Genomic DNA, 24,262 nt, shown 5'->3' with positions numbered 1-24,262 from the left:
TTGTTTTTCCTTGTATTCGTGTTTGACAAACGAACTCGAGAAAGAGTATATATAAACATAGACATCTGATGTTTGATATTTGGATATTATTAGATAAATATTGAACGTTTTCTGGTTAATGGAAGAATAATCCTGTACTGGTAGAAGGAAGTGTTGAACTATGGAGCAATTATTTAAAACCCAAAAAAGGCAGTCAACAGTCGATATCGTCATCGATAATATCAAGCAGCTTTTAATAGACAAGAAATTGCTTCCTGGACAGAAAATTCCCAGTGAAGGCCAGATATCGGAAGGTTTGGGTGTCAGTAGGGGCTCCGTACGGGAGGCCATGAAAATTCTTTCCTCTTTTGGTGTTGTTGAAATTAAGCCTGGAGATGGGACGTATATTGCCCATTATTCAAAAGGATCCTCGATTAACCCCCTTTTGTTTGATTTTCTTCTATATGGACCGGATACTCTGGAACTGGCAGAATTTCGTGATGTGATTGAATTATCTGTAGTCGGACTGATAATCAGGAATAAAGACAAGAACCAAGAGGAAAGAGAAAACATTTATGAAAATGTCGAGGATCTTAGGCATCTGATAAAGATGGATGCAACTCTGGAGCAATTTGTTGAAAATGATTTGGCCTTTCATGCTTTGTTAGGGAAAGCCAGTTGCAACCATCTCTTGCAAAAGGTGTATGAATTCGTGCTTGAGATTTATGCTCCGACAATTAAGGCAACTCATAATAATCAAAATAAGGGTGAACAATCCCTTGCTGTGCACACGCAAATTACGGATTCCATCAAGAAAAACAATCTTGAAATTGCTGGAGCTGCAATTGATCGATCCGTTGATATATGGAAAAATCTCCAACAAAACAAAACAGCGAACAGCGAAAATTCTTAGAGTATCTTGCATGCAAGTATGGTCTAGGCAAGAGCGTAAATAGGTTGCATAGCGTCTTCCTGCGAAAGGAAAACAAAAAATGAGAGAAATTGGCCAGGAGAAACTTCTGGCCAGTTTTTTGTAAATCTGCATATATTATTCTTTGATATCTGTAGTTGTAGTGGTGACTCTTTGGTATGTTCTCAGCCTGCGGGGATACTATATTTTTATTATTCAGGAAAACAGAGTTGCATTGAAAACGAAAATCAAGAAGAAATAAGTGGGAAAATAATTTATTGACAGGGTGGGAAATCAATGGTAGCGTAAATTATGGTAAACATCAGATGTTTAATGTCCGATATTAGTTTTTGTTCCTACCGATTCCTTTTCGATAATGGTTGGATAGTTTTGAGATGAAAGTAATGAGGTGGATTTGATTTCTTTCTGACCCTATGGGGAAAATTATCAAGATTTAATTGCTGTAAAAGGTACGTGCTATTCAATGTCTCTGGTATTTTGATGCTGCGAAAAAACAAAGGAGAAAAAAATGATGAAAAAGGTTGGTGTGCTGGTTTTGGTCATGTGTATTGCGCTTGGTTCAGCCTTCGCAAATGGAGAACAGGAGAGCAAGGAAGGAAAACTTGCCGTAACGTATAATGGGGAATTGCAAAATGGGGAGTATGTAATTGGTCTTTCCAACTCCTATTTTGGCAATACTTGGAGAAAACAGATGGTCGAGGCCTTTTCTAAGGCTGCTGAAGAAGCTAAGTCTGCAGGATATATCTCAAGGTATGAAATCCAGAATGGAGATGGCACTGTCAATTCACAGATTGCACAGATAAATAGCTTCATTCTCTCTGGTGTTGATGCCATTGCCATTTGCGCTGCATCCCCTACCGCTCTTAATAGCACGATTCAAAAGGCCTTGGACAAAGGAATCAAAGTTGTTGCTTTTGATTCGATCGTAAATCTCAAGGGCGTCTATACCATGGATTATCCCTGGGAACAAATTGGAATGGATAGCACAGACTTTGTTGCACAACAATTGAATGGAAAAGGGAACGTGGTCGTAGTAAGAGGTGTTTCAGGCGCTGCTCCTGACAAAGGTATTTATGCTGGAATCAAACAAGCGATTCAGAAGTATCCTGATCTTAAAATCGTTCAGGAAGTAATTGGTGAGGCAAGTGCGACGAAAACTCAGGAAGAATTGATCAAGGTTCTTCCTTCCCTTCCCGAAATCAATGCTGTCATAACCCATTGCGGTGGTGATGCCATTGGCGCAGTAAATGCATTTGAACAGTCTGGACGAGCCATTCCAATCATCATTGGGGATAATACCGCAGAATATATTAATTGGTGGGAAAACCAGAAAGGATATACGACCTTGAGCCAAGGCTCAACTCCTGGCTGCGGTGGTGCGGCATTCTGGACTTCTTTGTATATTCTCAATGGGTTTGATGTTCCCCAGTCAATGATGTTAGGTGTCCCTCATGTTACGGTTGATAATCTTTCGGATTATTCCGGAATGAAAGCCGGTACCTTCATTTCACCAAATTTTTCAAAGGAATATGTCCTGAAGGAAATTATTGAAGCTGCGAAGTAGTAAGGCTTGAGCATACAGTTTCTCGTTCATCACAAACCAGGTTTACCTAAGTTTGTGATGAACGGGTTTTACAAGATTTTACTGGTATGTATATCTAATATCTATGAGAATACCTATATAAACCTTCAATTTGATGAGGCCATACGTTGAACACTGATACCCAGAGCGCCTTGAATGCGCATGAAATATTTATCCAAGCGAAGGGCATTTCTAAAACCTTTGGCTATACTGTTGCCGTAAATGACTTGAATATTACTATCAATAAAGGGGAGGTGTTGGCTCTGATTGGTGCCAATGGAGCTGGGAAAAGCACTCTGACAAACCTCCTCTCGGGCGTAATTCCCCCTGATGCCGGTGAAATGGTGATTGAAGGTTCTCCTATTGATTTTTCAAAATATTCGCCCTATGACTCAAAAGATAAAGGAATTCGTGTTGTCCATCAAGAATTGTCATTATGCAAGAATCTGTCTGTATATGAGAATTTTTTTATTGAAAATGGTCAAGAATTCAAGAACAATGCCTTCTCTTGGAGAAAACAAGCCAGGAAAATGTCTGAGGAAGCCCTGCAATTGGTCTTTCCAGGGAACTCCATCAATGTAAATGCAATACTTGCAACATTGACCATTGCCCAGCAGCAAATGGTTGAGATTGTCCGAGCTTTTTGCGATAAAAAAGCAAAATTATTTATTCTCGATGAACCGACATCTTCTTTACCCTGCGAAGAAACAGAACAATTGGTTGCCTATATCAAGGACTCGGTTACCAAGGGTCAATCCTACGTATTCATTTCCCACCGACTTCAAGAAGTGATGGATTTGGCTGATAGGGTTTTCATTATGCAAAATGGAAAAGAAAAATACCAATGTACGATTTGTGATACTGACATTGAGGATATGGTTACCCGGATGGGGGATGGAAAGGTCGAAAAAACTCTTCAAACTAAAAACAAGAGCCAGGATATCGTCCTGAATTCAGAAGTGGAAGTGACCCTCAATCATTTTTCTGCTGGAATGCTAAAAACCATCAGTTGTGATATGCATGGTGGTGAAATCATTGGCATTACAGGATTGGAAGGTAATGGGCAACTTGAGTTACTCAAGGAGATATTTTTTAATTCAAAAAGGAAATTGAAGCAGGATTCGTTGCAGATCAAGGGAAAGGTTGCCTTCATTGCCGGGGATAGAAAAAAAGAAGGGATTTTCCCCCTGTGGTCAATTTCAGATAATACAATCATAACGGAAATCGCTGAGAAACCCTTGCTTAAAATTCTTTCAAAGGAATATATATCCGACCTTGCAAGGAAATGGAATAAACGGCTGAATACAAAATGCAATTCCTATGACGATGCCATTACCTGTCTTAGTGGGGGTAATCAACAAAAAGTACTCATTGCCAGGGCTCTTGCTTCTGATGCGGATATCATTCTTCTTGATGACCCCACCAAGGGTGTTGATGTAAAGACAAAGCAAGAATTGTATTCGATATTCCAGGAAGCAGCCAATAATGGGAAATTAATCATTTGGCGATCATCAGATGATGCTGAGTTGGAATATTGCTCCCATCTCTATGTTATGAGTTCCGGAAAGATAATAGGCAATTTCACCCAAGAGGAATTTGATCATTCAATTATGTTGAAACTTTCTTTTGGAAATCTCTCAGGAAAGGTTTCGGCAAATAAAGGAAAGAAAAAGATTCCAAATGGGTTGTTCCTTTTCTCCTTGATAGCTTCAGTGGTTCTCTATGTTGTTTGTGGAACTCTCTCTCCAGCTGTTTTTTCCAAGTTCGGGATTGAATTGCTGGCAATTGGGTTTACCCCGTTTATCTTTGGGGCTTTGGCGCAAACTTTTATCATTGGGTTGGGGCATATTGATTTAGGTGTCGGGGCCTATATGGGATTGGTGAATGTTGTGTGTGCGACACTCTTGCACGATAAACCCTTGTTTGGTTTCTTTGTACTGCTTTTATTATTGCTCTCTTATTCGAGTATGGGATTGTTGGTTTGTTGGAAGAAGATTCCACCGATAATCGTGACTTTGAGCCTTTCTTTTGTCTGGACTGGACTTGCCTATGTACTTCAGGATGTCCCGGGCGGGGAAGTTCCACAGTGGTTGCTCACCTTTTTTAATTTCAACAATCCCTTATTGCAAGGTATTCTTCTTTGGCTTCTTTTATTTATTGCCTTGGCTATAAGTATCTATAGATCTCGTTATGGTACTGTCTTGAGAGGTTTTGGAAATAACGAAGGAGCAATGATCAATAGTGGATGGTCAAGATACAAGGCCTATTGGATAACTTACTTGATTGCCGGTTGTTTTGCCTTCATGGGAGGAATTGCTGAATCTTCGATTATTGCCGCCTCAGATATAAATGCAATGTCAACCTATACCATACTTACCGTTGCTGCCGTAATTATCGGAGGAGGATATTTCTCGGGAGGGGTTGTCACTCATGTAGGTTCGGTACTTGGAAGTATTGTTCTTACTTTAGTCAGTATATTGCTGGGGTTGCTAAGAGTCAGCACTGATTATACAGCCACCATACAAGGGTTTGTCCTGATAATAATTCTGTCACTCCGGTTGTTTCAAAAGGAAAAAAAGCAATGAATACTATAAAAAACTATATCAAGCAGAATAATTGGGTTTGGGCAGGTTTCGGCGCTTTCCTTTTATGGTTTGTAATGGGAATCTCTTCGGGGAGACTCAATGCCGAAAGCTTTATATCCAATGCGTATACTGCTTCCTTTCTTGCAATTCTTGCTTTTGGGCAAATGCTGGTGATAACTTCAGGAAGAGGGGCCATTGATCTTTCGATTCCTGGTGTCTTGACCCTCATGGCTTTCGTTTCGATGAGTATTATCAATGGCATAAGTGCAAATGTTCCTCTTGCCTTGCTAGTGGTCATTCTGTTGTCGGCAATTATTGGATTGTTGAATAGTGTCATGGTTATATATCTTAAGATCCCAACAATTATTGCTACCATGGCAATGAATTATATTCTTACTACAGCTACGTTGCTGATAAATAGGAAATTTGCAATATTCACAATTGCCCCGATTCTTCAGGCAATGACTCGTGGACGTGTTTTGGGCATACCTCTTATGATTTATTTTGTGCTGCTTATTGCCGTCCTCATAGGTCTTGTCCTCAACAAAACTTCTTATGGGAAATCCCTTCTTGCAATTGGCCAAAACTATGAAGCTGCCAAATTGGCAGGAGTCAAAGTCGTGAAGATTGAAATGATCACCTATTGTCTCAGCAGTGTATTTGCAGGTCTATCGGGAATACTCATTTCTGCTCGGGTTGGGGGAGCTCTTTTGGGAATGGGCGATGCGTATACAATGGAAACCGTAGCAAGTGTCGTGGTGGGAGGTACCTTGATTTCAGGAGGTGATGCAAGTGTACCGGGAACGCTGGCTGGATGTCTGTTTCTCGGACTTATTGTAACCGCCATGCAGATTCTTGGAATGTCAGTCGGAGCCCAGAAGATAGCAAAGGGGTTGATAGTTCTTTTTGTTGTCTTGATAGGGACGTTCCAATGCAATAGTTCAGTGAAAGAAAAAAAATGTTGAAAATAGGGGGATATTATGGCTGATACACAAATAATAATTGATGTGCATGCCCATCTAGGGGTTGATGTGGTTTTTGATGAAGAATTGAATGAAGACCAATTGATAGCAGCCTATCAGGAAAATGGAGTATTTGGAGGAATTGTGCAACCCTATCTCCCCCGTATCTATTTAGAAGACCATATGGCCATCCACGACAGAATTTTCCGCCTTACCCAAATTGAGTCAGAGAAGAACCATTTTTGGGGAATGGCCTCTATAAATCCTCATTTCCGCGAAGAGGATTATGTCAAGGAAGCCGTACGTTGCATCAAGGATTTGGGATTTGTGGGAATTAAGATTACTCCAATTGGGCATGCAACCCATCCATCCTCAAGGGATGCAATGGTGGTGTGGGAGACTTGCAGGCAGCTGAAGGTGCCCCTTATGATCCATACAGGGGCTGGCATACCTTTTTCTGACCCTATCAGTGTGGCGCCTGCTTTGGAACTCTATAGGGACGTTCCCTGTGTGCTTGCCCATGCAGGGTCTGAAATGCATAACCAGCAAGCTTTATACTTAGCGAAAAAATTTGATAATGTTTTCCTGGAACCTAGTTGGGTTGGCGTCCTCGGTGTAAAAAAAATGATTGAGCAAATAGGCTGTTCAAAAATTCTTTTTTCCACGGACAATATTTTTAATATTCCTGTGGAAATTGCAAAATACCGTTCCTTGATAAAGAACAGAGAGGATCTGGACAAAGTTCTCTATAAAAATGCCATATTGCTTTATAAGCTTAAATTCTGAGTTTGTCTTACATTTTGGCAAAGAAATATACGAGGAAGGATGGTTCTTGACTGTTAGCTATGTTTCCCAGATACGACGATACAATTGTTTTTAGATGGTTTCATTGACGTGTCTTTTCCAATCCATGAGTTTTGCCTGGAAATAAGAAATAATAAGTTGTTGACATGGTAAAAAAACAGTGGTACGTTAAAAATACATTAAACATCTGATGTTTAATGTTTGGTGTTATACTAATCATATATTTAGTAAGGAGGTTGCCATGGTTACGAGTGAATTGGAAAAGATGGCAAACCATTTACGATTGGAAGCTGTTCGCATGGTGTATGAGGGAAAAGATGGGCATCCTGGTCCTGCCTTATCCATCGCAGATATTGTAACAACGCTATATTTTGATGTCATGCATATTGATCCTTCAAAACCTGACTGGCCTGATCGTGATCGATTTCTCCTCTCAAAAGGTCACGCTTGCCCAATTTGGTATGCTGCGCTGAACGAGAGAGGATACTTTGGTGAGAAAGTAGAACATTTCAATCTACGTGCGCTTGGCAGTAAGTTCCAGGGACATCCCGTGATGAATAAGACTCCTGGCGTTGATATGACCAGTGGATCCTTGGGCAATGGAATTGCTCTTGGTGCAGGAATGGCGATTGCCGGAAAAGTCCAGAAAAAAGATTATTTTGTCTATGTGATTACTGGAGACGGTGAATTGCAGGAAGGGATTGTCTGGGAAGGAGTGAATGTAGCAACCGCTCATAAACTCGATAATATGATTGTTTTTGTGGATAAGAATGGATGGCAAAGTGGTTCTTCCGTAGAAGCAACGATCGGAGCCAATAATGTTGCCGAGAGGTTTCGGGGATTTTGCTGGGATGTACAGGAAATCAATGGACATGACATCGATGCAATCAAGCAAGCCATCGAGAGAGCCAAGATCATTTCAGGCAAACCGCATGTAATAGTTTGCGATGATATCAAGGGTAAGGGTCTTGATTATATGGAAAATGACAATGCCTGGCATAAAGGCGTTCCCTCCGAGGAACAATTCCTTGAGGCTGTCCAACAGTTGGGGGGTGTACGATGAAGGATTTTAAAGGAACGAGAGAGGCCTTTGCAAGTGCCATCAATGATATGGCAGACGAAGGGAAAGATATAATGTTCATTTCGCCAGATTCCTTGAAGGCGATGCGAGCTGTTCCTTTTGCCGAGCAATATCCTGATAGATATGTGGAAGTAGGTATTGCCGAACAATGCAGCGTGGATGTTGCCGCAGGACTTTCAACGTGTGGTATAACTCCCTTTGTGGCAACCTATGCCGGCTTTCTGACCATGAGGGCTTGCGAGCAGATGAGGACCTTTGTCGCCTACCCGAATTTGAATGTAAAATTTCTGGGAGTGAATGCAGGGCTTATCGGCGGTGAACGAGAGGGAGTAACCCATCAGTTCTATGAAGACCTGGGGATCCTTTCAAGTATTCCCAATTTCACTATCTTTATTCCCGCTGACGCCGCCCAGACATATTGGGCCGTTCGTAAGGCCTATGAAATTTCTGGACCCGTATACATTCGGGCAGCGAGTGGCAGGGAAAATGACATCTATGACAGGCAAGCTCCTTTCTCCATGGATGGTGTCACGATTCTGAAGGATTACGGAAAGAAAAATGTGATTTTTGCCTCAGGTTTCATTCTTGATCGTGTGCTCGAGGCTGCCGAGTTGCTGAAACAGGCAGGGATAGGTGTAACGGTTGCTGATGTGAACATCCTGCACGGAAAGAATCCTGAAAAGATTGTGGATTTGATCAAGCAGGGGCATAAGTTGTTCACCGTTGAGGACCATAACATAAACGGTGGTTTGGGATCATATATTTGCCAGCTTTCCTGTGAAAATGATCCGAAGTCGGTAACCCGGATTGGCTTGACCTCCTTTGGAGAGTCTGGCATGGCAAAGGAACTTGCGGATAGTTACGGGTTCAGTCCTGAAAATATTTGTGGGATCGTAAAGAATAATCAATAAGAGAGAAAAGAGGTAAGGGTATGGATAAACTCAAAGTTGCAGTTGTCGGTGCTGGTGGAAAAATGGGAACCCGTACGAGCAATAATCTCGCAAAGGTTGCAGATTATACATTGTATCTTGTGGAAAGTGGAGAAAAAGGGCTTAAATCCGTCAGGGATAGAGGTTTTACAGCCTATGAGGCAAAAGATATCATTTCCCAGGTTGATGTTGTTGTCCTTGCTGTCCCGGATACCTTCATAAAGGTTATCTCAGAGGGGATTGTTGCCCTTATGTCTCCTGGTGCAGGCCTTTTGATCCTTGATCCAGCTGCTGCAGTGGCAAAGGAATTGGCGTTGCGTGATGATTGTACGTTTGGCGTAGTTCATCCTTGTCATCCTTCGTATTTTCTTGATCAGGATACCTATGAGGCCAGGCATGATTATTTTGGTGGATTGGGCGGAAAGCAAGATATCGTAATGGCCAAGATCCAAGGCGATGATGAGCGGTTTTCCCAGATGCGCCAGGTAGCGGAAAAGATGTTTGCCCCTGTGGAACATAGTTATGTCATGGAAGCCCGGAATATTGCTTTTCTGGAACCGACATTAGTGGAATTGTTAGGTGCCACTTGCCTGTATGCAATGGCTGAGACTGTCAAGGAAGCAGAGAAACGAGGTATCCAAAAGGAAGCGGCAGTCTCTTTCTTGTCAGGGCATATCTACAATCTTTCTGCGAATTTTCTAGGATTTCTTGGGAATACTCCGGTTTCCGATGCCTGCAAGGTTGCGATTAGTCTAGGTGATAAACTGGTGCTCCGGGATGATTGGAAGAAAATTTGGGATGAAGACGTGCTCGACAAGGTTATCGCAACCATGTTGCATCCTGAAAATCCAAAGATCTGATGTACCTTTCTGAATGTCATGTATTTCTAGCATGAATTGTAAACTGGGAAGAAAAGAGGAACTGTGAAAAAGGTTTGATGGTATTCTTTGTTATGTCCGTATCCTTGAGGTTTTATAATCGAAGATCAGGGAAAGGTATCTTGCATGACAAAGAATACTCCGGTAGTAAGAAAACCGCCTTTTTGTGGATTTCTGAACCTAGTGGAATTGATTTCATCTGTTTGCTTTTTTTAAAGCACACCTATGCAAATTCCCCAAATTGTAATGGTCGTATCTGTGGCCCTTATGGGATAGATGCTATTATTGTTTTTAACAAGATCTGATGCAGGTAGGGTTCTGCACAGAATTGATTTCCAGGGCCAAGAGTTTAAATACCTTAAGAAAGGAGTACCTACCATGAGAATTGTAATATTGGATGGATATACGGAAAATCCGGGGGATTTGAGCTGGAAAGGGTTTGCAGATTTGGGAGAGCTTGTCGTATATGAGAGAACTCCATCAGAGCTTATCATCCAGCGGATCGGAGATGCCGAGGTTGTCATTACCAACAAGACGCCCCTTGCACGGGAAACCCTTGTTGCTTGCCCCCATATTGTCTACATAGGAGTTTTGGCCACTGGCTATAATGTGGTTGATGTAGCCTTTGCCAAGGAACGAAATATTGTGGTTTGCAATATACCTACCTATGGGACTACTGCCGTCGCGCAGTTTGTCTTTGCTCATCTGCTCGAGATCTGCCACCACGTGGCTGCCCATAATGATGCAGTAATGGCCCAGGAGTGGACAAACAACATTGACTGGTGCTTCTGGAAATATCCTCTTATCGAACTTGTGGGAAAGACCATGGGTATCGTGGGATTTGGACGGATAGGACGGACTGTCGGCTCCATTGCCAAAGCCTTTGGAATGAAGGTGCTTGCCTATGATGAATATCCCAATGAAGAAGGTCGTGCGATAGCCGACTATGTAAATAAGGAAACACTCTTTGCTGAATCGGATGTGATTTCCTTGCATTGTCCTCTCTTTGCCGAGACACAGGGGATGATAAACAAGAATACAATTGCCCTGATGAAGAGCAGTGTCATTCTTATCAATACCTCCCGGGGGCCCCTTATTATTGAAGAGGATTTGGCCGAGGCCCTGAATGCTGGGCGGATATATGCAGCAGGAGTCGACGTTGTCTCCACGGAACCCATCAAGGCAGACAATCCTCTCCTCACTGCCAAGAATTGTTTCATCACTCCGCATATTGCCTGGGCTCCGAAAGAGAGTCGGTCTCGGTTGATGGATATTGCCGTCGACAACCTGAAGAATTTCAAGGAAGGCCATCCGATACATGTGGTCAATGCCTAGAAGGCTATAGGCAGATCACTCCTTCCCCCTTTAAGCCGTTCACTTTGATAGTGAGCGGTTTTTTTGTCCTTATATGCCGAAAGTGTTTGGTTTCCTCGACCAACGTGTAATCCTGAAGCTTGGATAGATCAAGATTTCCTGCTTGGTAGGAAGGGTTTACCGTCATGTAAATACATCCTAGGGAGGTCATGTTCTGGAAAAAATGCGTGCCTTGGCTCGGTTCCACCTGAAAACCGGGGAAGCCGGTTTCCACAATGACCCTGGATCGAGAGATCTGCGACCAGGAGACAGGAATTCCCAGCCAAGGATCGCAGGAACCAAGACGTCCTGCTACTATCAGGGCATAATCCTTTTCCTCAAGTACCATGGTTGCATTGAGACGGTCCAGTTCCTGAGCCATTGCTTGCATTTTTGCCGGGTCAAAAGTTTCCTGCTTGATGTAAATCAAGTCCCGTATATCAGATATCTTGCCATTTCCCATGACCACTGTCGAATAGACAAGGGCTTCGGTTTGCTCGTCCTTTGTAATATGAACATCGGTTCCCTCGTTTCCTTGGGCAATGGGTCGTATCTGCAATAGACTGAACTCAGGTTTCTTGGGAGCTTTTCTGTTGAGATTGACGGCAAATTCTATCTCGATGGGAGTACTCATGGCCTTGGTTCCCAAAAGCAGTATATCCTGGACGATTGCGGCCAAGGGGAAGGCGTCATATTTAAGGATTCCGTTGAACGTAATGGTCTTGAAGCCCTTTGCACGGGTGCTTTCGGTAAGGGTTCCTGTGGCCAGGTCATAGGTGCTTGCAATATAGCGAAGGGACTCTGGATATTTTTCTGCCTCGGATAAGTCCAGGAGTTCCAGGTTCTCTGGTCCATCTTTTTCCAGTGGATGGTATCCATTATGCAGGTTCAAGCCATAAAAACTGTTTTGGGAGCTGACCTGATTGCTTCCCAAAAACTGGACGGGATGCTTGGGGTGGGTAGGTGAAAAACGAAGGGCAGAGCCATTGTCCACGACTGATTTCCCGAATCCAAAGGAGAGCATTCCCACCCCATCCTCAGTTTTTTCACCCCCTATCGGGTAATAATTGAGAGAGCGGGCTACTCCACTGATATTGGGATACCAATATGTTCCGTGCTCACTTCCTATGACTTGTTGTATGACGACAGCCATCTTTTCGTCTTCCATCATGTGGTCCGTTGCCTTGAGGTATTCCTTGGCCTTATGAAAATAGGTCGAGGCCCATACACAGCGTATGGCATCACAAAGTTCTTCCAGTCGCTCTCTGTCGGGCCCTGTGTTGGGAATCATGCAGGTTTCGTAGACTCCTGCAAAGGGTTGGAAGTGTGAATCTTCCAATAACGAGGAGGAACGTACCGAAATGGGTTGTTTGATGACCTGAATGATTTCCGCAAGATTGAGCACCAATTCAGAAGAAAGAGGTTTTGAAAGAAAAATCTTTAGTAAGGTTTCATCGGGAAGTTCACTGCTGATGATATCCGATAGTGCATTTTCTTCGATGAACTGGGAAAATTGGTCAGTGGTAAGTACCACCGTGCGGGGAATGGACAGATAGATGTCAGGATATTTGTCCAGTATTCCGCTCGACCGCAATTCCATGTCAATGAAGGCAAGACCTCTTCCTTTTCCTCCGAGCGATCCGCTGCCGATACGACTGAAGAAGAGCGTCTCGTCATAGTTGTTTCTGCTGAACTGGGCAATTACACCTTTGGTTCGTTCTGTCCTGTAGTTCCTGATTATTTCAATCAACTGCTGCTGGACTTCTCCGAGATCCCCCTTTTCCGGTAGTTGCAGGTTCTTTATCTTTGAAGCAAGGATGTAAAGGCTCTGGGCCCTGAGCCACCGGGAGAATTCGTTTCTCCTGCAATGGAAGGCAAAACTATCAGGGGGAATCGTGGGCAGCAATCGTTGCAGGTCACGCATTGTCTCGGCTCGTGCCAATTCCTTGAGAGTCTTGGGATCTCGGAAGATGAAGGGGCCAAACCCAAACTGGGTATTCATGAATTTGTTCAATTCGGCAAGGAGCGTAGGACTGAGTTTCCAAATGAAGCTGACTCCAAAGTCTTCGCAAGACTCCTTCAAGGAAAGATCAGTGCTTTGAATGAGGATTGGGATTTCCGGGTTATCGGCGAGTATGTTTTTTGCGAGTTCCATGCCGGCTTTTTTATCCTGGATTCCTTCATGGGAATAGGACATATCGGAAATCACTCCCAAAATATTGTGACGGTACCGATTATAGAGATTGAAGGCTTCTTCGTAGGTCCTGGCCAAAACAATTTTAGGACGACCGCGCATCCTGAGCGTTTTCCCCCAATTGTTCAGAGCTTCAAGAATACTGGAACGATTTTGTTGGATAAGGCAGGTATACATAAGGGGAAGATAGGAGGAGTAGAAACGAATGGAATCTTCCACAAGGATGATGACCTGTACATCTGCTTCCTGGGTATCGTGTTCCACATTCATGCTATCTTCCACGAGCTTGATCATGGCAAGGAAAATGGTTGGGTCTCCTTGCCAGTAAAAGAAATAATCGATTGCCGGGCAAAAGGCTCCTTTTATCATTTTATTGCGGCGATGACTTGATGAGGGAGAGAGGACAATTATCGGCATATCACTTTGGATTGCCTTGATGTCAAAGGCCAGTTGCTCTACCGGGTCGGAGCCAAGATCAAGCATGGTGATGACCAAATCGAATTTTCGTTCTCCAAGGAGTTTCAGGGCTTCTTCCCCGGTATTGGTATGCGTAATCTTGGGGGGATTGTTCAGTCCGAGTTGGGTGTATTCTAAATAGAGCTCTTCCTCGACCCTGCCATCTTCCTCCAACAGAAAACGATCATAGTCGCTGCAAATGAGCAATACGTTGTAAATATGTCGCAGCATGAGATTGCTGAAAGGCAGCCAGGTTGGATCCAATGTATACATAGTCTGTATTTTATCATGCGGCAGGCTTGGTGGGAAGAGAAAACTCATTCTTATGTAATTATGGATAAAAACAGAAACTAATGAAAATTTTGATACATGCATCAAAAAATATTAAAAATATTGCGATAAGCTTAAACAGAAATGAGTTGACAGATTGAATATGCAGGTTTACTCTGCCTTCGATGGAACCAGATTTTTTTCCGATAAAAAGGAGACTGAACAAATGTATGAACTAGAGCCATTCATGGCGGAACTTGAAAGGAAAAACCCTGCCCAGCCGGAATTCATCCAAGCGGCAAGGGAAGTCCTGGAGAGTGTAATAGATGTAGTAAACGATAACCCCGTTTATGAAAAAAATCGGATACTGGAACGGATTACCGAACCTGATAGGACATTTTTATTCCGGGTTGACTGGGAGGATGACCAGGGAAATATTCAGGTAAATCGTGGATACCGCGTGCAATTCAATAATGCCCTTGGGCCCTATAAAGGCGGCCTTCGATTCCATTCCAGCGTAACGTTGGGTGGCTTGAAATTCCTGGGTTTTGAACAGATGTTCAAGAACAGTCTCACGACTCTTCCCATGGGAGGAGGAAAAGGCGGCAGCGATTTCAATCCCCGTGGAAAAAGCGACTCCGAGATCTTGCGATTCTGCCGTTCTTTCATGACAGAATTGCAAAAGTATATTGGTCCCGATACGGACGTTCCCGCTGGGGATATTGGCGTAGGGGCCCGAGAAATTGGATTCCTGTATGGTCAATACAAGCGAATACAAGGGGAGAATACCGGCGTTCTTACCGGAAAAGGTCGAAATTTCGGGGGATCTTTGATTCGTCCCGAAGCAACCGGTTTTGGAACCATGTATTTTGCCGATGAAATGCTCAAGGCACACAATGATACCATCAAGGGAAAGACGATATCCATAAGTGGTTTTGGCAATGTTGCCTGGGGCGCTGTAATGAAAGCTTCCCAGCTCGGAGCCAAGGTTGTTACCATCAGTGGCCCTGATGGATACATCTATGACGAGAATGGTATCGGAACCCAGGAGAAATGGGATTTCATGACCTATCTGAGAGCTTCGAACAACGATATCGTAGAACCCTATGCCAAGAAGTTCGGTGCAAAGTTCATTGCCGGAAAGAAACCTTGGGAAGTGAGTGTGGATATGGCATTTCCTTGTGCCATACAGAATGAACTTTCCCTTGAGGATGCAAAGACTTTGGTAGCGAATGGAGTCAGGTATATCGTGGAGACTTCCAATATGGGTTGTCAGGCAGAAGCCGTTACCTATTTTCAGGAAAGGAAAATTCCTTTTGGCCCGGGAAAGGCCGCCAATGCCGGAGGTGTTGCAGTCTCTGGTCTTGAAATGAGCCAGAATGCCATGCATCTCAGCTGGACTGCCGAGGAGGTCGATCAGAGACTTCATGATATCATGATAAATATCCATACTTCCTGTGTTTCGGAAGGTACTGAGGAAAATGGCTATATCAATTATGTAAAGGGAGCCAATATTGCCGGCTTCAAGAAAATTGCTGATGCCATGGTGCAAATGGGTTACTAGGGTTCTTTTGTTATATACTGTACTGAGAAAAGGAGATAACCATCTGGCTATCTCCTTTTTTCTATTTCAGGAATCCTGTTATTTGTTCCTTGTTTTCCACACCAAGGATTTTTTGCAGGTGGTTTGCCATCAGGTCCAGCGACTCTTCTGGTAATAGTCCGCTTTGGCCAAGGATAAGTTCCTCGCCATAGACTTCTTCACTCAAGGCAAGCAGGGCCACTCCCCAACCATAGTTTTCTCCGGTTTTTCCCGTTTTATGGGCAAAGTCATAGTTTGCCACATAGGTTTTCATCTGGAGTTTTGCCAGAGCTTGGCTGAAGCCTGATTTTCCTACCAGATCTTTCAACTCGAAAGATAGCAAAGGTCCTCTTCTTGTAAGGTTTTCGATAATCTTTTTTTCCATTTGTCCCGCCAAGCCTTTTTGATAATGGGTCGAAAAATCATCTCCTTTCCGTCTGTAATTAGCCAAGTGAGCATACCACGGGAGGTTTATGAACCCTGTTTTTCCCTTGAAGAAGGTACCATAGGCAAGATTCCCTTCCCTGGTGACCTGTTCTTTCCATTCCCAGGGGCCTTCGATTCCTTTGACAAACCAATACTCCAGAGGAGTTGACTCCTTCAGGGAAAAGCCTTTGAAGGCATTGGGGAAAAAGGGAAGGAATCCCAAGGTTTCCACGGTTGCCGATAGTTCCTGGGCATTGGTTATAGGAGCGATGTTCATAATTTTGCCTCTTTGGCTCAGTTTTTATCGTTGTTGTTTTTCTGTCAAGGGAAGAGAACGATTATAAAATACCACACTAGCGAGTGGGTAGAAACTTAATTAAATAAGCGATTATGAGCTTTGCCAGGGGAAAGGATTAGGTACAAACCTGAATCCCAGTTTTTGTGATTTTCAACTCTTTCTCCTTGACCGGATAACAATTTGGTTGAAAACCATAGGTGAATTTTCATGGTTTTTTTTGCAAAAAACCGAAGAATAAAAGAACCCATACATGTATGCTATAAAACCGATATAACACTATATACAGTGTTATTGATGTTTTGTATGCGCTACAAATGTTGTAATCCTTGTTGCAAAGAATTGATAGCCATGCTATCGTTAGAACTGCGCATATGGTAACTGATGCATTGGAATTTAAATATATCATATTCAGAATATTACACGTATAGAGAGGGATTACATGAAGAATGAACTGAGCCCATTGGGACGCAAGATTTTCTTGGACCGATATGCTTTGAAAGACGTACAGAAAGAAACCCTGGTAGAGGGAGATATTGTCGTTGCAGTAAGCAATAATCAAACTGGTCAACGAGAGATTGGTGTTGTTACCGGGCTTGGAGTAGGCGATGCCATTACGGTCAAACTTGATGATGAGACAATATTGAATGTCAAGAAGGATGATGTCGACAAGCCCTTGGAGACTGACCCGGCACAGATGCTCTCCCGTGTTGCAAAGGGAATTGCTTCCCAGGAAAAACCTGCAGTACGGTCCAAGTGGGAAAAAGAATTCAACTGGTTGCTGGAAGATTGGAAATTTGTCCCCGGGGGAAGAATTCTCACAGGAGCCGGTACAGACCAGAACCTTACATATTTCAATTGTTATGTAATTCCTTCACCGAAGGATAGCAGAGGTGGTATCATTTCCTCTTTGGGACAGATGACCGAGATAATGAGTCGTGGTGGCGGTGTCGGTATGAATATTTCTTCCTTACGTCCACGGCATTGTTATGTCAAGGGTGTCAACGGAAGATCCAGTGGTTCTGTCAGTTGGGGCGGTCTTTTTAGTTTTGTTACCGGGCTTATTGAACAAGGGGGGTCACGTCGTGGCGCCTTGATGTTGATTCTCAATGTCTGGCATCCGGATATCATTGATTTTATCAATAGCAAACGGGAAATGGGAAAGATAACCAATGCCAATATCAGTGTTGGCATCACCGATGACTTCATGGAAGCCGTGAAGAATGACGGTACCTGGGAAACTTGTTTTCCTGACACCACTGACCCAGAGTATAATCAGACCTGGAACGGTGATATCAATGCTTGGAAAGCAGCCGGCAAGAAAGTCATTCCTTACCAAACCTTAAAGGCCCGGGATGTCTGGAATGCAATCATAGAAAGTGCCTGGGCCTCAGCGGAGCCAGGAGTCTTCTTCATCGATCGTTACAATAAAATGTCCAACTCATGGTATTACTGCACAATACAGAGTACGAATCCTTGTGGAGAACAGGGACTTCCTCCTTGGGGTGTTTGTAACCTTGGTTCCATAAACCTCAGTAAGTTTGTAGAGAACAAGAAGGTCCTATTCGAAGATTTGGGGCGTACTGTTCGTGATGCAGTTCGTTTCTTGGACAATGTAATCGACGATACTCCCTATTTCTTTGAAGAAAATAAGAAGCAGCAGCAATCGGAACGCCGAATAGGGCTCGGTACGATGGGGCTTGCAGATATGTTGATTAAACTGGAGTTGGCCTACGGTAGTCCTGACTCCCTGGTTTTTATCGATAAGCTCTATCGGTTCATTTGCGAGGAAGCCTATCTGGAAAGTGCTAGTCTGGCTGAGGAAAAAGGTAGTTTTTCCTATTTCGATGCGGACAAGCTTCTTGAGAGCGGTTTCATGAAACAAATGCCTGACAATATCAGAAAAGAGGTCAAGGAAAAGGGACTCAGGAATGTGACGCTCCTTACCCAGGCTCCTACAGGCACCACGGGGACCATGGTGAACACCAGTACGGGCATTGAGCCGTATTACTTCTGGGAATGGGAACGGACCGGACGCATGGGCTCGAACATCGAACGGGTAGCTGTCTATGATGAATGGGTAAAAGCTCATCCCGGGGAAAAGCGTCCGCATTATTTTGTCTCTGCCATGGATTTGGCTCCTGAAGGGCATGTAAAGGTCCAGGCCGCGATTCAGAAATGGGTTGACTCCTCGATTTCCAAAACCGGGAATACCCCCAAGGAATATACGGTTGAACAGACTGCAAAGCTGTATGAATTGCTCTATGATCTGGGATGCAAGGGCGGAACCACCTATCGGGATGGGTCCAGGGATACCCAGGTTCTGACTGCAAGGACGGAAGAGAAGGAACCAGAGGAAACGGTAGCTCCTGCAATGGTGTTATCCGAACCAAAATCCAGGGTTCGTTCCACGGTACTCAGGGGAACGACATATAGGAAGGCTACCCCTATAGGGACGGCTTATATCACGGTTAACTGCGATGGTCCGAATCCCTCCGATTTGTTTGAGGTCTTTATCAATGTTGCCAAGGTGGGATCCGATGTTGCGGCCGACGCTGAAGGTCTTGGACGTTTGATCAGCCTGATTCTCAGGATGCCTTCTCCTTTGAACCCCGAACAGAGAGCCCAGGCGATTATCGCCCAGCTCGCGGGTATAGGAAGTGGTCGTTCCATGGGCTTCGGGAAGAATCGCGTCATGAGCCTGGCCGATGCGGTTGCGCAGGTGTTGCAGCAGCATCTTGGTTCATTGGAAAGCCAAAAGCCTGTTGCGAATCTTCCCGATGAGGAGGATGAACCTGTGGATGCCGGCCAACTTGATTTGGGCCTTCCTCCTTCGGTCAACAGTGTAAAACCTGATATTTGTCCAATTTGCGGAAACGTGACCTTTGTAAATATAGAAGGTTGCAAGAAATGTTTTTCTTGTGGTCATAGTGAATGTTGACCAACAGGGCTTGTTTGTTTAATCTGGCTCTGGAGTCAGAGGTGCATGAGTAGTTCAGTTACAAAACCCCGCTTTCCAAGGAATGCGGGGTTTGCCTTGTATAAAGGCCTCGGGAAAAATATCTACATTCTTTTTGCCGTACGGGTAATAAACCGGTTTGGTGACTTCGTGCAACTTCTTTTAGTGCTTATTTTGACCGGGAAACTAGGTATGAGTAACCAGATGACGGGTTTTTACATTACCTTGGTCTTGATTTGCACTTCCTTTGGCCAGTTGGCAGGAGGGTCTGTTGCCGATCGTCTTCCCCGAAAACGTGTGCTTGCCTTTTGTCAGGGAATGGTCTCTCTCTGCTATCTGGTATGTGCCCTGCTTATCGAAGGTTCCCATTCCAATCTAGTTCCGCCCCTTATCCTTGTCTGCTCTCCTTTTCGGGGAGCTACTGCACCTGTCTCCAATACTATGGTAGCTGATTTTTCTTCTGATTCAGACCGAGGCCGTGCTTTTTCCCTGCTTTATCTAGGGACAAATATCGGGGTGGCCATTGGTCCTCTCGCCGCTGCTTTCCTCTATGCTCATTCTCTTCCCTTGCTTTTCGGAGGGTCTGCACTTCTGATTGCCCTCTCGACGATAATGTTGCTCTGTTTCATTCCCTTGATTGGACTCGAAACTTTGCAAAGGGAAGAAATAGGCAAGAAAACCCATTTTTTCAGGGAGTTGTCCAAAACCCCTGCCGTTGTCTGGTATCTTGCCTGTTTGGTCCTGTATTGTTTTACCTACGGGCAGACTACCTTTGCACTTCCCCTGCAGTTTTCTTCATTGTTCGGAATCAATAAGGGAGCGGTGAACTATGGGTATCTGATGACGGTAAATGCAGTTACTGTATTGGTTATGACCCCCCTGCTTACTCAGCTTACAATAAAAAGACATCAGCTTAAAAATATACGCCTTGCCATGTGTTTCTATACCATAGGTTTTGGAATGTATGCTTTTTGTACGGGCTATCCCTTTTTTCTGATTGCTACTTTTGTATGGACACTTGGTGAGATCCTGGTAGCAACCAATGGTAATGTGTTTCTCAATGCCTATGCGCCTGTCAGGTATAGGGCTCGGTTCAATGCCGTGTCGATTGCCGCAGGAGGTCTGGGGAATGCCTTGGCACCCAGTCTTGGGGCTTTGTTGCTGGGAAAGGGGAATTATTTTCTTCTCTGGTCAGTAATGTCGGCAATTTGTTTTTTTCTTGTTTTCTGTTATTTTAAAATGTACCGTCGTTTTGGAGCGTAAAAAAGGGGTTGGTTCCAAGATTCAAGGGCAAAACCAATCGACCAAGGTTGCAATCGATAGCCTATTGGTTTATCATTCTTTCTTGGAATTGACTTTTGGGTTTTTTTAATTTTGCAAAGTGTGGCCCCCTATTGGGTCTCATCAAATATTGTTTTATGGAGTGTCAAAATGGGTAACAAAAAAATGGTTACTATTGACGGAAACACTGCTGCCGCGCATATTGCCTATGCCTTCAGTGAAGTGGCCGCAATCTATCCGATCACCCCGTCTTCGCCGATGGGCGAATATGCAGATTCCTGGGCCAGTACTGGTCGAGTGAATCTATGGGGTAAAAAGGTAGAGATCATGGAAATGCAATCCGAAGCAGGTGCCGCCGGGGCTGTCCACGGTGCTCTTGCAGCAGGTGCGCTTACTACTACTTTTACTGCAAGTCAGGGGTTGCTTCTGATGATTCCGAACATGCACAAGATTGCAGGTGAGATGATTCCCACCGTATTCCATGTGTCTGCCCGGTCTCTCGCAGCTCAGTCCCTGTCAATCTTTGGTGACCATTCTGATGTCATGTCTTGCCGAAACACCGGATTTGCAATGACTGCGGCATCCAGTGTCCAGGAAACCATGGACATGGCTTTGGTTGCCCATCTTGCTACCTTGGAAAGCCAAGTCCCGTTCCTCAGTTTCTTTGATGGTTTCCGTACTTCCCATGAGATCCAGAAGGTTGAGGAAATTTCCTATGACGATATTCGTCCTCTCGTCAACGAAGAGTATATCCTTCGCTTCCGTGAAAGGGCCCAGCGTCCTGAACAACCAAAAATCAAGGTTGCGGCACAGAACGAAGATGTATACTTCCAGGGACGTGAGACTGTCAACTTGTATTATGATGCTGTTCCTGCGATGGTCCAGAAATACATGGATCAGGTTGCAAAGATCACCGGTCGCCCCTATCACTTGTTTGACTATGTTGGCGATCCCAAGGCCACCGATGTCGTAATTGTCATGGGTAGCGGTGCAGATACCATGGAATGGGCCAGCGAATACCTCAACAAGAAAGGTGCAAAGACAGGTGTCCTGAAAATCCGTCTCTATCGCCCGTTCAGCGTTGAGCACTTCATTGCTGCTCTTCCTGAAACAACCGAGCGTGTTGCAGTTCTTGACCGTACCAAGGAACCCGGAAGCATTGGCGAACCTCTCTATCTTGATGTTGTCACCGCCCTGAGTCAGGCCGGACGGACAGGAATCAAGGTCATTGGCGGTCGTTTTGGTCTTAGCAGCAAGGATTTCACTCCTTCCCATGCAAAGGCTGTATATGATCATCTTGCCGGTGCTGCCTTCAATAACTTCACCGTTGGTATCAATGATGATGTGTCCAAACGTTCAATTCCAGTTACGGAAAAGATCAATGTATCTCCTGCCGGAGTTGTCTCCTGCATGTTCTGGGGCCTTGGATCCGATGGTACAGTCGGTGCAAACAAGAACTCCATCAAGATCATTGGTGACAATACCGACCAGAATGCACAGGCTTATTTTGCATATGACTCCAAGAAGTCCGGTGGTATCACGATCAGTCACCTCCGTTTCGGCAAGAGTTCTTTGAATATGCCGTGGTTGATTGACAATGCTGACTTTGTAGCCTGTCACAACCCTGCTTATATCGGACGATACGATATGCTTGGTCCTTTGAAAGAAAAGGGTGTGTTCCTTTTGAATAGCCAGATTCCTTCTGATGAAGTGTTCAATCACTTGACCAAGGAAATGCAGGAACAGATCATTGCCAAGAAGATTCGTTTCTACAATATCGATGCCTTGGCTATTTCTGAGGCAGCTGGCCTCGGTACCCGTATCAATACGGTTATGCAGGCAGCATTCTTCAAGATCAGTGAAATCCTTCCTGAACAGGAAGCCATCGACTTGATCAAGAAGTACATCAAGAAAACCTTTATCAAGAAGGGCGAGGAAATCGTCAAGAAGAACTGGGCAGCTGTAGATGGTGCAAGTGCTGCTTTGCATCAGGTAGTCATTCCTGCAAAGATTACCGAGAGTTTTGTGCCTAAGGCACTGCTTCCCTCCAATGCCAGTGATTTTGCAAAAGACATCATGGAACCCATCATGCACCTCAATGGCAATGATATTCCTGTTTCCAAAATGTCCTTCGATGGCACCTTGCCTACCGGTACCGCAAAGTACGAGAAGCGTGGTGTTGCTCCCTTCATTCCTCATTGGATTGCCGAAAATTGTATCCAGTGCAACCAATGTGTACAGTCCTGCCCACATGCTGCAATTCGTGCCAAGCAGATTGATCCTGCTGATCTTGCCGGTGCTCCTGAGACTTTCAATACACTCAAGTCTAATACCAAGAATGATCGTGGCCTTCTGTTCAAGATTCAGATCTATACTGAAGATTGCCAGGGTTGTGGTGTTTGTGTAGAGACTTGTCCTGCAAAGAACAAGGCTTTGGCCTTGAGTCCAATTGCCGACGAAAGGGCAAAAGGCGAGACCACCAATTCTGAATTCTTCGAAAAGTTGCCGTATGATGTTCTTGATGGAACCCTCGAGACTTCAGTCAAGGGCCTTCAGTTCAAGCAGCCTCTGTTTGAATTCTCCGGTGCTTGTGCTGGATGTGGCGAGACTCCGTATGTCAAGATGGTGTCGCAGATTTGCGGTGACCGTATGATCGCTGCCAATGCAACCGGTTGTTCCTCCATTTATTCCGGTACTTTCCCTTCTATTCCTTATACCACCCGTACCTCTGATGGTCGTGGACCGGCATGGGGAAACAGTCTTTTCGAAGACAACGCTGAGTATGGTCTTGGTATGAGGCTCGCTGTAGACAGCAACCGCAACCAGTTGAAGATCTACATCGACCGTTTGTTTGCACTCGGAACGACCCCTGCTTTCAAGGCCGCCATAGAGAAGTCCCTTTCTCTCTGGACCGAATCTACCGATGCTGCCGTTGAGGCACAAAAAGAAGTTCAGGCTTTGCTTCCCGATGCCTTGGCAGCTGCCAAGACCAATGAGGAAAAGGAAGTCCTGGGGAAGATTGTCGAATTGAAGGACTACTTCTCCGACAAGGTTGTCTTTATTATCGGTGGTGATGGTTGGGCTTATGATATCGGTTACGGTGGTGTTGACCATGTCGTCGCCTCCGGTAGGAATGTGAACATTCTGGTACTTGATACCGAGGTTTACTCCAATACCGGTGGACAGGCTTCCAAAGCTACTCCGATTGCCGCAGTTGCAAAGTTTGCAAATGCCGGTAAACAGATTGGCAAGAAAAACATGGGCTTCATGTGCATGACCTACGGACATGCTTATGTCGCTTCCATTTCCTTGGGTGCCAACAGGGCTCATGCCCAGAAGGCTCTGCAAGAAGCAATTGCCTGGAACGGTCCTTCGATCGTATTCTGCTATTCTCCTTGTATCAACCATGGAATGAACATGCGTTTCAGCCAGGTTGAAGAGAAGAAGGCTGTTGATGCAGGTTACTGGCCGATGTATCGTTTCAATCCTGCCATGGAAGAGGGCAAGAAGTTTGTTTGGGATACCAAGCCAGCCACTGGTTCCTTCCAGGACTTCATCAAGGGCGAGGTTCGTTATACTTCATTGTATAAGACCAATCCTGAGCATGCGGATGAGTTGTTTGCAAAAGCCGAGGCAGATGCAAAGAATCGCATGAGTTTCTATGAGAAGCTTGGTCCTCTTATGTAAGTTTTGCCTTGGTTGATTTTTCGGCCAG

15 protein-coding genes are annotated in these 24,262 nt (G+C 44.5%); 13 read left to right on the top strand and 2 right to left on the bottom strand.

Translation table 11 applies throughout. The features are described from left to right. Positions 1 to 160: 160 nt before the first annotated feature. The 9 genes from ACHZBG_RS08515 (at position 161) to ACHZBG_RS08475 (ending at position 11,066) form a co-directional block, all read left to right on the top strand. The gene (locus ACHZBG_RS08515) at positions 161 to 892 is read left to right on the top strand and encodes a GntR family transcriptional regulator (protein ID WP_320129025.1); all 732 of its coding nucleotides are present in this window, start codon (positions 161 to 163) and stop codon (positions 890 to 892) included. Between the two features lie 526 nt (positions 893 to 1,418). After that, positions 1,419 to 2,474, top strand: a complete 1,056-nt coding sequence (locus ACHZBG_RS08510) for an ABC transporter substrate-binding protein (protein ID WP_320129024.1) — start codon at positions 1,419 to 1,421, stop codon at positions 2,472 to 2,474. Between the two features lie 146 nt (positions 2,475 to 2,620). Then, the gene (locus ACHZBG_RS08505) at positions 2,621 to 5,077 is read left to right on the top strand and encodes an ATP-binding cassette domain-containing protein (RefSeq protein ID WP_320129023.1); all 2,457 of its coding nucleotides are present in this window, start codon (positions 2,621 to 2,623) and stop codon (positions 5,075 to 5,077) included. After that, entirely contained in the window at positions 5,074 to 6,042 is a 969-nt protein-coding gene (locus tag ACHZBG_RS08500; protein ID WP_320129022.1) for an ABC transporter permease, read from the top strand. Before ACHZBG_RS08505 ends, ACHZBG_RS08500 begins: the two co-directional genes overlap by 4 nt. Positions 6,043 to 6,057: 15 nt before the next feature. Continuing rightward, positions 6,058 to 6,825: an amidohydrolase family protein gene (locus ACHZBG_RS08495; RefSeq protein ID WP_320129021.1), complete on the top strand. Its 768-nt coding sequence runs from the start codon at positions 6,058 to 6,060 to the stop codon at positions 6,823 to 6,825. A gap of 259 nt (positions 6,826 to 7,084) precedes the next feature. Next, positions 7,085 to 7,906: a transketolase gene (locus ACHZBG_RS08490; protein ID WP_320129020.1), complete on the top strand. Its 822-nt coding sequence runs from the start codon at positions 7,085 to 7,087 to the stop codon at positions 7,904 to 7,906. Then, the gene (locus ACHZBG_RS08485) at positions 7,903 to 8,835 is read left to right on the top strand and encodes a transketolase C-terminal domain-containing protein (RefSeq protein ID WP_320129019.1); all 933 of its coding nucleotides are present in this window, start codon (positions 7,903 to 7,905) and stop codon (positions 8,833 to 8,835) included. The genes ACHZBG_RS08490 and ACHZBG_RS08485 overlap by 4 nt, the downstream gene beginning before the upstream one ends. A gap of 20 nt (positions 8,836 to 8,855) precedes the next feature. Further along, the gene (locus ACHZBG_RS08480; RefSeq protein WP_320129018.1) at positions 8,856 to 9,713 is read left to right on the top strand and encodes a phosphogluconate dehydrogenase C-terminal domain-containing protein; all 858 of its coding nucleotides are present in this window, start codon (positions 8,856 to 8,858) and stop codon (positions 9,711 to 9,713) included. Positions 9,714 to 10,109: 396 nt separating this feature from the next. Next, a complete protein-coding gene (locus tag ACHZBG_RS08475; protein WP_320129017.1) occupies positions 10,110 to 11,066 on the top strand; it encodes a D-2-hydroxyacid dehydrogenase in 957 nt (318 codons plus the stop codon). Between the two features lie 4 nt (positions 11,067 to 11,070). Here ACHZBG_RS08475 and ACHZBG_RS08470 read toward each other — a convergent pair whose 3' ends face one another. Next, the gene (locus ACHZBG_RS08470) at positions 11,071 to 14,007 is read right to left on the bottom strand and encodes a PEP/pyruvate-binding domain-containing protein (protein ID WP_320129016.1); all 2,937 of its coding nucleotides are present in this window, start codon (positions 14,005 to 14,007) and stop codon (positions 11,071 to 11,073) included. A 223-nt stretch (positions 14,008 to 14,230) separates the two neighbouring features. On the opposite strand from ACHZBG_RS08470, the gene gdhA reads away from it, so the two are divergent. Further along, positions 14,231 to 15,568 (top strand): NADP-specific glutamate dehydrogenase, encoded by a 1,338-nt coding sequence (gdhA, locus tag ACHZBG_RS08465; protein WP_320129015.1) that lies wholly within the window; start codon positions 14,231 to 14,233, stop codon positions 15,566 to 15,568. Positions 15,569 to 15,629: 61 nt separating this feature from the next. On the opposite strand, the gene ACHZBG_RS08460 is transcribed toward gdhA, so the two are convergent. Then, positions 15,630 to 16,289, bottom strand: a complete 660-nt coding sequence (locus ACHZBG_RS08460) for a hypothetical protein (protein ID WP_320129014.1) — start codon at positions 16,287 to 16,289, stop codon at positions 15,630 to 15,632. A gap of 460 nt (positions 16,290 to 16,749) precedes the next feature. On the opposite strand from ACHZBG_RS08460, the gene ACHZBG_RS08455 reads away from it, so the two are divergent. From ACHZBG_RS08455 to nifJ, 3 genes are all read left to right on the top strand, one after another. Then, entirely contained in the window at positions 16,750 to 19,248 is a 2,499-nt protein-coding gene (locus tag ACHZBG_RS08455; protein ID WP_320129013.1) for an adenosylcobalamin-dependent ribonucleoside-diphosphate reductase, read from the top strand. Positions 19,249 to 19,293: 45 nt separating this feature from the next. After that, on the top strand, positions 19,294 to 20,529 hold the full coding sequence (locus tag ACHZBG_RS08450; RefSeq protein ID WP_320129012.1) for an MFS transporter: 1,236 nt from the start codon (positions 19,294 to 19,296) through the stop codon (positions 20,527 to 20,529). Positions 20,530 to 20,697: 168 nt separating this feature from the next. After that, positions 20,698 to 24,234, top strand: a complete 3,537-nt coding sequence (gene nifJ, locus ACHZBG_RS08445; protein WP_320129011.1) for a pyruvate:ferredoxin (flavodoxin) oxidoreductase — start codon at positions 20,698 to 20,700, stop codon at positions 24,232 to 24,234. Positions 24,235 to 24,262 lie beyond the last annotated feature (28 nt).

It is taken from the genome of uncultured Sphaerochaeta sp., from assembly GCF_963676625.2.
GTDB lineage: Bacteria > Spirochaetota > Spirochaetia > Sphaerochaetales > Sphaerochaetaceae > Sphaerochaeta.
The sequence above is the reverse complement of the archived record's forward strand: the minus strand, read 5'-3'. Positions and strand labels throughout refer to the sequence as shown.

What these genes read in the sequence shown, in the direction of transcription:
- ACHZBG_RS08460 (WP_320129014.1), bottom strand. Translation starts at nt 16,289, where the DNA reads ATGAACATCGCTCCTATAACCAATGCCCAGGAACTATCGGCAACCGTG.
- ACHZBG_RS08515 (WP_320129025.1), top strand. Translation starts at nt 161, where the DNA reads ATGGAGCAATTATTTAAAACCCAAAAAAGGCAGTCAACAGTCGATATC.
- nifJ (WP_320129011.1), top strand. Translation starts at nt 20,698, where the DNA reads ATGGGTAACAAAAAAATGGTTACTATTGACGGAAACACTGCTGCCGCG.
- ACHZBG_RS08485 (WP_320129019.1), top strand. Translation starts at nt 7,903, where the DNA reads ATGAAGGATTTTAAAGGAACGAGAGAGGCCTTTGCAAGTGCCATCAAT.
- ACHZBG_RS08450 (WP_320129012.1), top strand. Translation starts at nt 19,294, where the DNA reads ATGAGTAGTTCAGTTACAAAACCCCGCTTTCCAAGGAATGCGGGGTTT.
- ACHZBG_RS08510 (WP_320129024.1), top strand. Translation starts at nt 1,419, where the DNA reads ATGATGAAAAAGGTTGGTGTGCTGGTTTTGGTCATGTGTATTGCGCTT.
- ACHZBG_RS08470 (WP_320129016.1), bottom strand. Translation starts at nt 14,007, where the DNA reads ATGTATACATTGGATCCAACCTGGCTGCCTTTCAGCAATCTCATGCTG.
- ACHZBG_RS08500 (WP_320129022.1), top strand. Translation starts at nt 5,074, where the DNA reads ATGAATACTATAAAAAACTATATCAAGCAGAATAATTGGGTTTGGGCA.
- ACHZBG_RS08475 (WP_320129017.1), top strand. Translation starts at nt 10,110, where the DNA reads ATGAGAATTGTAATATTGGATGGATATACGGAAAATCCGGGGGATTTG.
- ACHZBG_RS08480 (WP_320129018.1), top strand. Translation starts at nt 8,856, where the DNA reads ATGGATAAACTCAAAGTTGCAGTTGTCGGTGCTGGTGGAAAAATGGGA.
- ACHZBG_RS08455 (WP_320129013.1), top strand. Translation starts at nt 16,750, where the DNA reads ATGAAGAATGAACTGAGCCCATTGGGACGCAAGATTTTCTTGGACCGA.
- gdhA (WP_320129015.1), top strand. Translation starts at nt 14,231, where the DNA reads ATGTATGAACTAGAGCCATTCATGGCGGAACTTGAAAGGAAAAACCCT.
- ACHZBG_RS08495 (WP_320129021.1), top strand. Translation starts at nt 6,058, where the DNA reads ATGGCTGATACACAAATAATAATTGATGTGCATGCCCATCTAGGGGTT.
- ACHZBG_RS08490 (WP_320129020.1), top strand. Translation starts at nt 7,085, where the DNA reads ATGGTTACGAGTGAATTGGAAAAGATGGCAAACCATTTACGATTGGAA.